This is a genomic window from Pseudomonas sp. BGI-2 (assembly GCF_004310295.1).
Classification (GTDB): Bacteria; Pseudomonadota; Gammaproteobacteria; order Pseudomonadales; family Pseudomonadaceae; genus Aquipseudomonas.
This window is the reverse complement of the sequence record NZ_SISB01000020.1, coordinates 102,947-110,913: the sequence shown is the minus strand read 5'-3', so window position 1 is coordinate 110,913 and position 7,967 is coordinate 102,947. Positions and strand designations below refer to the sequence as shown.

The following is a 7,967-nucleotide window of genomic DNA, read 5'->3' as shown; positions in this document are numbered from 1 at the left end:
GCAGTGATGCGTAAATACCTGACCGGGTTATGGGCATGCATGCGTTCTGGAGAAGAATTTAATACGGCCAAGCTTTTTAGCGAAAAACATCTCGCGAAAGCTTGACCGTGAACAGAGTATCTACAGGTTAAACATGTACCGCAAAAAATGGCGCATGACCTGTAGGAGCGAGCGGCGCGGCGATCCGACTTGCCCGCGAAGGCGTTTCTGACTCCTCAGAAATTATCCGGTGACCGCGCCTTCTCCCGCGCATGCTCCCGGCTGATCAAACCCTTGGTCACCAAATCCTTCAAGCACATGTCCAGCGTCTGCATCCCCAGGTTGCCCCCGGTCTGAATCGACGAGTACATCTGCGCCACCTTGTCTTCGCGGATCAGGTTACGGATCGCCGAGGTGCCGAGCATGATTTCGTGTGCCGCAATGCGCCCGCCGCCGATCTTCTTGATCAGGGTCTGCGACACCACCGCCAGCAACGACTCGGACAGCATCGAACGCACCATCGACTTCTCGTCCCCCGGAAACACATCCACCACCCGGTCGATGGTCTTCGCTGCTGACGTAGTGTGCAGCGTACCGAACACCAGGTGACCCGTCTCAGCGGCGGTCAGCGCCAGGCGGATGGTCTCCAGATCACGCATCTCCCCCACCAGAATCACGTCCGGGTCTTCCCGCAGCGCCGAGCGCAGGGCCGTGGCAAAGCTGCGGGTGTCGCGATGGACTTCGCGCTGATTGATCAGGCATTTGCGCGATTCGTGGACGAACTCGATCGGGTCTTCGATGGTGAGGATGTGGTGATGGCGATGGTTGTTGAGGTAATCGATCATCGCCGCCAGGGTGGTGGACTTGCCGGAACCGGTGGGGCCGGTCACCAGTACCAGACCGCGCGGGGCCTCGGTAATCTTGCGAAACACGTCGCCCATGCCGAGGTCGTCCATGCTCAGAACCTTCGACGGAATGGTCCGGAACACCGCGCCTGCACCCCGATTCTGGTTGAAGGCATTGACCCGGAAACGCGCCACACCGGGCACTTCGAAGGAAAAATCAGTTTCCAGGTGTTTCTCGAAGTCCACCCGCTGGGTGTCGTTCATGATGTCGTAGATCAGTTCATGCACCTGTTTGTGGTCCAGGGCCGGCAGGTTGATACGCCGCACATCACCGTCAACGCGAATCATCGGTGGCAGACCGGCAGACAGGTGCAGGTCGGACGCGCCCTGTTTAGCGCTGAAGGCCAGCAGCTCAGTGATATCCATAGCGCTCCTCAATTCCAGTAGAATGCCGCCAACCTCAGACCCGCTGGCGCCTCTTGAATGTCCACGATAGCAGACAACATTATTCAGGTTAGTTCGCGCATCCGTGCCGCCGCCCTCGCCGCCCACCGTGACGAACACAGCGTTCAACTATTGGCCGTGAGCAAGACCAAGCCCGCCGAGGCCCTGCGCGAAGCCCACGCCGCCGGGATTCGTGACTTTGGCGAGAATTACCTGCAGGAGGCCCTGAGCAAACAGCTCGAATTGGCCGACCTGCCCTTGATCTGGCACTTCATCGGCCCCATTCAATCGAACAAGACTCGCGCTATCGCCGAGCACTTCGCCTGGGTGCATTCCGTGGATCGCTTGAAAATCGCACAACGCCTCTCCGAACAACGCCCTGCCGATCTGCCTCCCTTGAACATTTGCATCCAGGTCAACGTCAGCGGTGAAGCCAGCAAATCCGGCTGCACCCCGGCCGACCTGCCGGCCTTGGCCAAAGCCATCAGCGAATTGCCGCGCATCAAGCTGCGCGGGTTGATGGCGATCCCTGAGCCGACTGAAGATCGCGCTGTCCAGGACGCTGCTTTTGCAGCCGTGCAAAGCCTGCAAGCCAGCCTGAACCTGCCGCTCGACACACTTTCCATGGGCATGAGCCACGACCTCGAGTCGGCCATCGCCATGGGCGCCACCTGGGTCCGCATCGGAACAGCCCTGTTTGGCGCCCGCGACTACGGCCAGCCAGTAAACAATGGCTGACTCCTCTCTTTATAAGGACCTGACATGAGCAAGACTCGTATTGCCTTTATCGGTGCCGGAAACATGGCCGCCAGCCTGATCGGCGGCCTGCGCGCCAAAGGTCTGGACGCCGCACAGATCCGCGCCAGCGACCCGGGCGCCGAAACCCGCGCCAACGTGCAGGCCGAACACGGCGTTGAAGTTTTCGCCGACAACGCCGATGCCATTCAAGACGCAGACGTCGTCGTGCTGGCAGTAAAGCCCCAGGCGATGAAAGCCGTGTGCGAAGCGATTCGCCCAAGCCTGAAGCCGAATCAACTGGTGGTCTCGATCGCCGCCGGCATTACCTGCGCCAGCATGAACAACTGGCTCGGCGCCCAGCCGATCGTGCGCTGCATGCCCAACACCCCGGCACTGCTGCGTCAGGGCGTAAGCGGTTTGTTTGCCACGGCCGAAGTAAATGCTGAACAACGCCAGCAAGCTGAAGAACTGTTGTCGGCCGTCGGCATTGCCCTGTGGCTGAACGAAGAGCAGCAACTGGACGCGGTCACCGCCGTTTCGGGCAGCGGCCCGGCGTACTTCTTTTTGCTGATTGAAGCGATGACCGCCGCCGGCGTGAAGCTCGGCCTGCCGGCGGACATCGCCGCACAATTGACCGTGCAAACCGCGTTGGGCGCCGCGCACATGGCCGTGGCCAGCGATGTCGACGCCGCAGAATTGCGTCGTCGCGTGACTTCGCCTGCGGGCACCACGGAAGCTGCAATCAAATCGTTCCAGGCCGGCGGCTTCGAATCGCTGGTGGAAAAAGCACTCGGCGCCGCTGCGCACCGCTCGGCCGAGATGGCTGAGCAACTTGGCCGCTAATCAGCTCTTACAAAGGAATCAATGATGCTTGGACTCAATGACGCTGCCATTTTCATAATTAAAACCCTGGGCAGCCTGTACCTGCTGATCGTGCTGATGCGCTTCATCCTGCAACTGGTTCGGGCGAACTTCTACAACCCGCTCTGCCAGTTCATCGTGAAGGCGACTCAGCCGCTGCTCAAGCCTCTGCGCCGGGTCATCCCGAGCATGTTCGGGCTGGACATGTCGTCACTGGTGTTGGCGCTGATCATTCAAATGCTGCTGATCGCGGTGATCCTGCTGCTCAAAGGCTTCATGGTCGACTGGCTGTTCCTGGTGCCGTGGGCGCTGATCGCCCTCTTCTCGTTGTTCTTGAACATTGTGTTCTGGGCGATGATCATCAGCGTGATTCTGTCCTGGGTCGCCCCGGGGAGCCACAATCCGGGCGCAGAGCTGGTCGCGCAGATTACTGAACCGGTACTCGCCCCGTTCCGTCGGATCATTCCGAACCTGGGCGGCCTCGACATCTCGCCGATCTTCGCGTTTATCGTGATCCAGTTGCTGCAAAGCTGGCTGATCCCGCGCCTCGCGCACTTTGCCTTAATGCCGCAGGGGCTGCTCGGCCTGATCTGATGAGCTACTTTCGCTGGGACGGTGATGACCTGATTCTGGATTGTCACCTGCAACCGGCGGCCCGCAGCGATGATTTCTGCGGGCTGCACGGTGATCGACTGAAGATCCGCCTGACGGCGCCGCCGGTTGAAGGTAAAGCCAATGCGTATCTGATGGCGTTCCTGGCGAAGGCGTTTGGGGTTTCCAAGAGTCAGGTCAGTTTGCTCAGCGGTGAGTTGAACCGGCAGAAGCGGGTGCGGATCTGTTCGCCGAAGAAGCTGCCGGATTTGCCTGATCTGCTGCGCCCAGCAGGCTAACCGCGTCATCGTTCATCGCGAGCAAGCCTCGCTCCTACAGGGGATCGCATAAGTCCTGTAGGAGCGAGGCTTGCCCGCGAATGCCGCCCCCCGGTCTGACAGGAAAATCAGCCAAGCCCTTTGCTTGCTGCTAGGGGCAGCGGTCTTTAGACTTACGCCTCATTTCAACGAGAGCAGGGTCGATGCCAACTGCCTTTCCCGCCGATTCTGTTGGTCTGGTGACGCCGCAAGTGGCGCACTTCAGTGAACCCCTGGCCCTGGCCTGCGGCCGTTCGCTCCCAGCTTATGACCTGATCTACGAAACTTACGGCACGCTGAACGCCACGGCGAGCAACGCCGTGCTGATCTGCCACGCCCTGTCGGGTCACCACCACGCTGCCGGCTTCCACAGCCCCGACGACCGCAAGCCCGGTTGGTGGGACAGCTGCATCGGCCCCGGCAAGCCGATCGACACCAACAAGTTCTTTGTGGTCAGCCTGAACAACCTCGGCGGCTGCAACGGCTCCACCGGCCCGAGCAGCGTCAACCCGGAGACCGGCAAGCCCTTCGGCGCCGACTTCCCGGTATTGACCGTGGAAGACTGGGTTCACAGTCAGGCGCGCCTGGCCGACCGGATCGGCATCAGCCAATGGGCCGCCGTGATCGGCGGCAGTCTCGGCGGCATGCAGGCGATGCAGTGGAGCATCACCTACCCCGATCGCATTCGCCACTGCCTGGCCATCGCCTCGGCCCCCAAACTGTCGGCGCAGAACATCGCCTTCAACGAAGTGGCGCGTCAGGCGATCCTCACCGACCCCGAATTCCACGGCGGTTCGTTCCAGGAGGCGGGCGTGATCCCCAAGCGCGGCTTGATGCTGGCGCGGATGGTCGGGCACATCACTTACCTGTCCGATGACTCGATGGGCGAAAAATTCGGCCGTGGCCTCAAGAGCGAAAAGCTCAACTACGACTTCCACAGCGTCGAGTTCCAGGTCGAAAGCTACCTGCGTTATCAGGGCGAAGAGTTCTCCGGGCGTTTCGACGCCAACACGTACCTGCTGATGACCAAGGCGCTGGATTACTTCGACCCGGCAGCCAACTTTGACGACGACCTGGCGAAAACCTTCGCCAATGCCCAGGCCAAGTTCTGCGTGATGTCTTTCACCACCGACTGGCGCTTCTCCCCTGCCCGCTCGCGGGAACTGGTGGACGCGCTGATGGCGGCCAGGAAAGACGTCTGCTACCTGGAGATCGATGCTCCGCAAGGCCACGACGCCTTCCTGATTCCGATCCCGCGATACTTGCAGGCGTTCAGCAATTACATGAACCGTATTACGTTGTGAGAAAGCCATGAGAGCTGATCTGGAAATCATCCAGGAATGGATCCCCGCCGGCAGCCGCGTGCTCGACCTCGGTTGCGGCGACGGTGAGCTGCTGACCTGGCTGCGGGACAACAAGCAAGTCACCGGCTATGGCCTGGAAAACGACCCGGACAATATCGCCGAGTGCGTGGCCAAAGGCATCAACGTCATCGAGCAGGACCTGGACAAGGGCCTGGGCAACTTCGCCAGCAACAGCTTCGACGTCGTAGTCATGACCCAGGCGCTGCAAGCGGTGCATTACCCGGACAAGATCCTCGACGAAATGCTGCGGGTCGGCCGCCAGTGCATCATCACCTTCCCCAACTTCGGTCACTGGCGTTGCCGCTGGTACCTGGCGAGCAAGGGTCGGATGCCGGTATCCGATTTTCTCCCGTACACCTGGTACAACACGCCGAACATTCACTTCTGCACCTTCGAAGACTTTGAAGCGTTGTGCCGCGAACGTGAAGCGAGGGTCATTGATCGCCTTGCCGTGGATCAACAGCATCGACACGGGTGGGCCAGTAAGCTATGGCCTAATCTATTAGGTGAAATCGGTATTTACCGCGTCAGCAGCCCAGGGTTGCAGGATCACAAAATCGCGGTCTGAACCACGACATTCCAAGGAGAACGAACATGGGTCGTCTAGCGCTGTTTGTACTTACTGCCTGCCTGAGCGTCACCGCCATGGCCGCCGACGTCATCAAAGGTGATCGTCAGGAAAAGTTTGGCGATGTGACGGTGCATTACAACACCTTCAACTCTACCTTCCTGACACCCGATATCGCTAAAGCCGCGGAGCTCACCCGCAGCAAGAACCAAGGTGTGATCAACGTTTCGGTGATCAAGGAAGGCAAACCGCTGATGGCTCAAGTCAGTGGAACGGTCAAAGACCTGACCAGCCAAAGTGTGCCGCTGAAATTCAAACAGATCACCGAGCAAGGCGCGATCTACTACATCGCCCAGTTCCCGGTCGATCAGCAGGAAGTCCGCACCTTCGAGATCAAGGTGCAGAACGGCGATAAAACCAACACCATCAATTTCAACCAAGAGCTTTTCCCCGGCGAATGATCAACTTCACGCAACTCGTACTGGCCAGCCATAACGCCGGCAAACTCAAGGAACTCCAGGCCATGCTCGGCGAGTCGGTGCAATTGCGCTCGATCGGCGAGTTCAGCAGTGTCGAGCCTGAAGAAACCGGCCTGTCGTTCGTCGAGAACGCCATCCTCAAGGCCCGCAATGCCGCGCGCATCTCTGGTCTGCCGGCGCTGGCCGACGATTCCGGGCTGGCGGTGGATTTCCTTGGCGGCGCGCCGGGGATCTACTCGGCTCGTTACGCTGACGGTCAGGGCGATGCGGCGAACAACGCCAAGCTGCTCGACGTGTTGAAAGATGTACCGGAAGCCGAACGCGGTGCGCAGTTCGTTTGTGTGCTGGCGTTGGTGCGCCATGCTGACGATCCGTTGCCGATCCTCTGCGAAGGCCTGTGGCACGGACGCATCCTGGCAGCCGCCAGTGGTGAGCATGGTTTTGGCTACGATCCGCTGTTCTGGGTGCCGGAGCGCGATTGTTCCAGCGCCGAGCTGAACCCGAGCGACAAGAACCTCATCAGCCACCGCGCCCGTGCAATGGATCTGCTGCGCCAGCGTCTGGGCTTGAAATGACCCACGAATCATCCGCGTCACCGCTGATTTTCGGCGGTGCCGCATCATCGCCCCGGGCCGCGCTCCCCGTGCTGCCGCCCCTGGCGTTGTACATCCACATCCCGTGGTGTGTGCGCAAATGCCCTTATTGCGACTTCAACTCCCACACCGCCAGCCCGGTGCTGCCGGAAGAAGAGTATGTCGACGCGTTGCTGGCTGATCTCGACCAGGATTTGCACGCGGTCTACGGTCGCAAGTTGAGTTCGATCTTCTTCGGAGGCGGCACACCGAGCCTGTTCAGTGCCGAGGCCCTGGGCCGGTTGCTCAAAGGCGTCGAGCAGCGCATTCCGTTTGCCAGTGACATCGAAATCACCCTGGAAGCCAATCCCGGAACGTTCGAGCAGGAGAAATTCCTCGCCTACCGCGCGCTGGGCATCAATCGTCTGTCGATCGGCATCCAGAGCTTTCAGGAAGAGAAACTCAAAGCGCTGGGACGAATTCACAACGGTGACGAAGCTGTGCGCGCCGCCGGCATGGCGCGTCAGGCCGGGTTCGACAACTTCAATCTGGACTTGATGCACGGCTTGCCGGATCAGTCGCTGGATGATGCGTTGAGCGACCTGCGCCAAGCCATCGCTCTGAAGCCGACGCATCTGTCCTGGTATCAGCTGACGCTGGAGCCGAACACGGTGTTCTGGAACCAGCCGCCTGTGCTTCCGGAAGACGACACGTTGTGGGACATTCAGGAAGCCGGGCAGGCGCTGCTCGCCGAACACGGTTACGCGCAGTACGAAGTCTCGGCCTATGCCCAGCCCGGTCGTGCGGCGCGGCACAACCTCAATTACTGGAGTTTCGGCGACTTCATCGGCATCGGTGCCGGCGCCCACGGCAAGCTCAGTCATCCGGACGGGCGCATCGTGCGCACCTGGAAGACTCGCCTGCCGAAGGATTACCTGAACCCGGCCAAAAGCTTCAAGGCTGGCGAGAAAGCGCTGACCAACGAAGAGCTGCCCTTCGAGTTCCTGATGAATGCCTTGCGTCTGACCGAGGGTGTCGAATCGCGGTTGTATCCGGAACGCACCGGACTGAGCCTGGAAAGCCTCGCCGAAGGCCGCCATGTCGCCGAACAAAGCGGCCTGTTGCAGGTCGAACCGTCACGTCTGGCGGCGACTGATCGCGGACAGCTGTTTCTCAATGACTTGCTGCAAACATTTCTGAGCTGATTTC

At 60.3% G+C, this 7,967-nt stretch carries 10 protein-coding genes; 9 read left to right on the top strand and 1 reads right to left on the bottom strand.

The genetic code is table 11. The features are described from left to right. Nucleotides 1-215: 215 nt before the first annotated feature. Nucleotides 216-1,250 (bottom strand): type IV pilus twitching motility protein PilT, encoded by a 1,035-nt coding sequence (locus EYC95_RS15440; protein ID WP_131061131.1) that lies wholly within the window; start codon nt 1,248-1,250, stop codon nt 216-218. Nucleotides 1,251-1,307: 57 nt separating this feature from the next. Between EYC95_RS15440 and EYC95_RS15435 the strand changes: the two genes are divergently transcribed. From EYC95_RS15435 to hemW, 9 genes are all read left to right on the top strand, one after another. Next, nucleotides 1,308-2,006, top strand: coding sequence for a YggS family pyridoxal phosphate-dependent enzyme (locus tag EYC95_RS15435; protein ID WP_131061130.1), 699 nt, complete (start codon nt 1,308-1,310; stop codon nt 2,004-2,006). 24 nt (nt 2,007-2,030) lie between these two features. Continuing rightward, nucleotides 2,031-2,849, top strand: a complete 819-nt coding sequence (proC, locus tag EYC95_RS15430) for a pyrroline-5-carboxylate reductase (RefSeq protein WP_131061129.1) — start codon at nt 2,031-2,033, stop codon at nt 2,847-2,849. Between the two features lie 24 nt (nt 2,850-2,873). Continuing rightward, nucleotides 2,874-3,461: a YggT family protein gene (locus tag EYC95_RS15425; protein WP_131061128.1), complete on the top strand. Its 588-nt coding sequence runs from the start codon at nt 2,874-2,876 to the stop codon at nt 3,459-3,461. After that, nucleotides 3,461-3,757: a DUF167 domain-containing protein gene (locus EYC95_RS15420; protein WP_131061127.1), complete on the top strand. Its 297-nt coding sequence runs from the start codon at nt 3,461-3,463 to the stop codon at nt 3,755-3,757. Before EYC95_RS15425 ends, EYC95_RS15420 begins: the two co-directional genes overlap by 1 nt. A 182-nt stretch (nt 3,758-3,939) precedes the next feature. Then, nucleotides 3,940-5,079, top strand: coding sequence for a homoserine O-acetyltransferase (locus EYC95_RS15415; RefSeq protein WP_131061126.1), 1,140 nt, complete (start codon nt 3,940-3,942; stop codon nt 5,077-5,079). Nucleotides 5,080-5,086: 7 nt separating this feature from the next. Then, nucleotides 5,087-5,707: a methionine biosynthesis protein MetW gene (metW, locus tag EYC95_RS15410; protein WP_131061125.1), complete on the top strand. Its 621-nt coding sequence runs from the start codon at nt 5,087-5,089 to the stop codon at nt 5,705-5,707. Nucleotides 5,708-5,733: 26 nt separating this feature from the next. Then, entirely contained in the window at nt 5,734-6,168 is a 435-nt protein-coding gene (locus tag EYC95_RS15405) for a DUF4426 domain-containing protein (protein ID WP_131061124.1), read from the top strand. Beyond that, nucleotides 6,165-6,761 carry an RdgB/HAM1 family non-canonical purine NTP pyrophosphatase gene (gene rdgB, locus EYC95_RS15400; protein ID WP_131061123.1) on the top strand — a complete coding sequence of 199 codons (597 nt, stop codon included), beginning with the start codon at nt 6,165-6,167 and terminating at the stop codon, nt 6,759-6,761. Before EYC95_RS15405 ends, rdgB begins: the two co-directional genes overlap by 4 nt. After that, nucleotides 6,758-7,963 carry a radical SAM family heme chaperone HemW gene (hemW, locus tag EYC95_RS15395; RefSeq protein ID WP_131061121.1) on the top strand — a complete coding sequence of 402 codons (1,206 nt, stop codon included), beginning with the start codon at nt 6,758-6,760 and terminating at the stop codon, nt 7,961-7,963. The genes rdgB and hemW overlap by 4 nt, the downstream gene beginning before the upstream one ends. Nucleotides 7,964-7,967: the final 4 nt, after the last annotated feature.

What these genes read in the sequence shown, in the direction of transcription:
- EYC95_RS15440 (WP_131061131.1), bottom strand. Translation starts at nt 1,250, where the DNA reads ATGGATATCACTGAGCTGCTGGCCTTCAGCGCTAAACAGGGCGCGTCC.
- EYC95_RS15435 (WP_131061130.1), top strand. Translation starts at nt 1,308, where the DNA reads ATGTCCACGATAGCAGACAACATTATTCAGGTTAGTTCGCGCATCCGT.
- proC (WP_131061129.1), top strand. Translation starts at nt 2,031, where the DNA reads ATGAGCAAGACTCGTATTGCCTTTATCGGTGCCGGAAACATGGCCGCC.
- EYC95_RS15425 (WP_131061128.1), top strand. Translation starts at nt 2,874, where the DNA reads ATGCTTGGACTCAATGACGCTGCCATTTTCATAATTAAAACCCTGGGC.
- EYC95_RS15420 (WP_131061127.1), top strand. Translation starts at nt 3,461, where the DNA reads ATGAGCTACTTTCGCTGGGACGGTGATGACCTGATTCTGGATTGTCAC.
- EYC95_RS15415 (WP_131061126.1), top strand. Translation starts at nt 3,940, where the DNA reads ATGCCAACTGCCTTTCCCGCCGATTCTGTTGGTCTGGTGACGCCGCAA.
- metW (WP_131061125.1), top strand. Translation starts at nt 5,087, where the DNA reads ATGAGAGCTGATCTGGAAATCATCCAGGAATGGATCCCCGCCGGCAGC.
- EYC95_RS15405 (WP_131061124.1), top strand. Translation starts at nt 5,734, where the DNA reads ATGGGTCGTCTAGCGCTGTTTGTACTTACTGCCTGCCTGAGCGTCACC.
- rdgB (WP_131061123.1), top strand. Translation starts at nt 6,165, where the DNA reads ATGATCAACTTCACGCAACTCGTACTGGCCAGCCATAACGCCGGCAAA.
- hemW (WP_131061121.1), top strand. Translation starts at nt 6,758, where the DNA reads ATGACCCACGAATCATCCGCGTCACCGCTGATTTTCGGCGGTGCCGCA.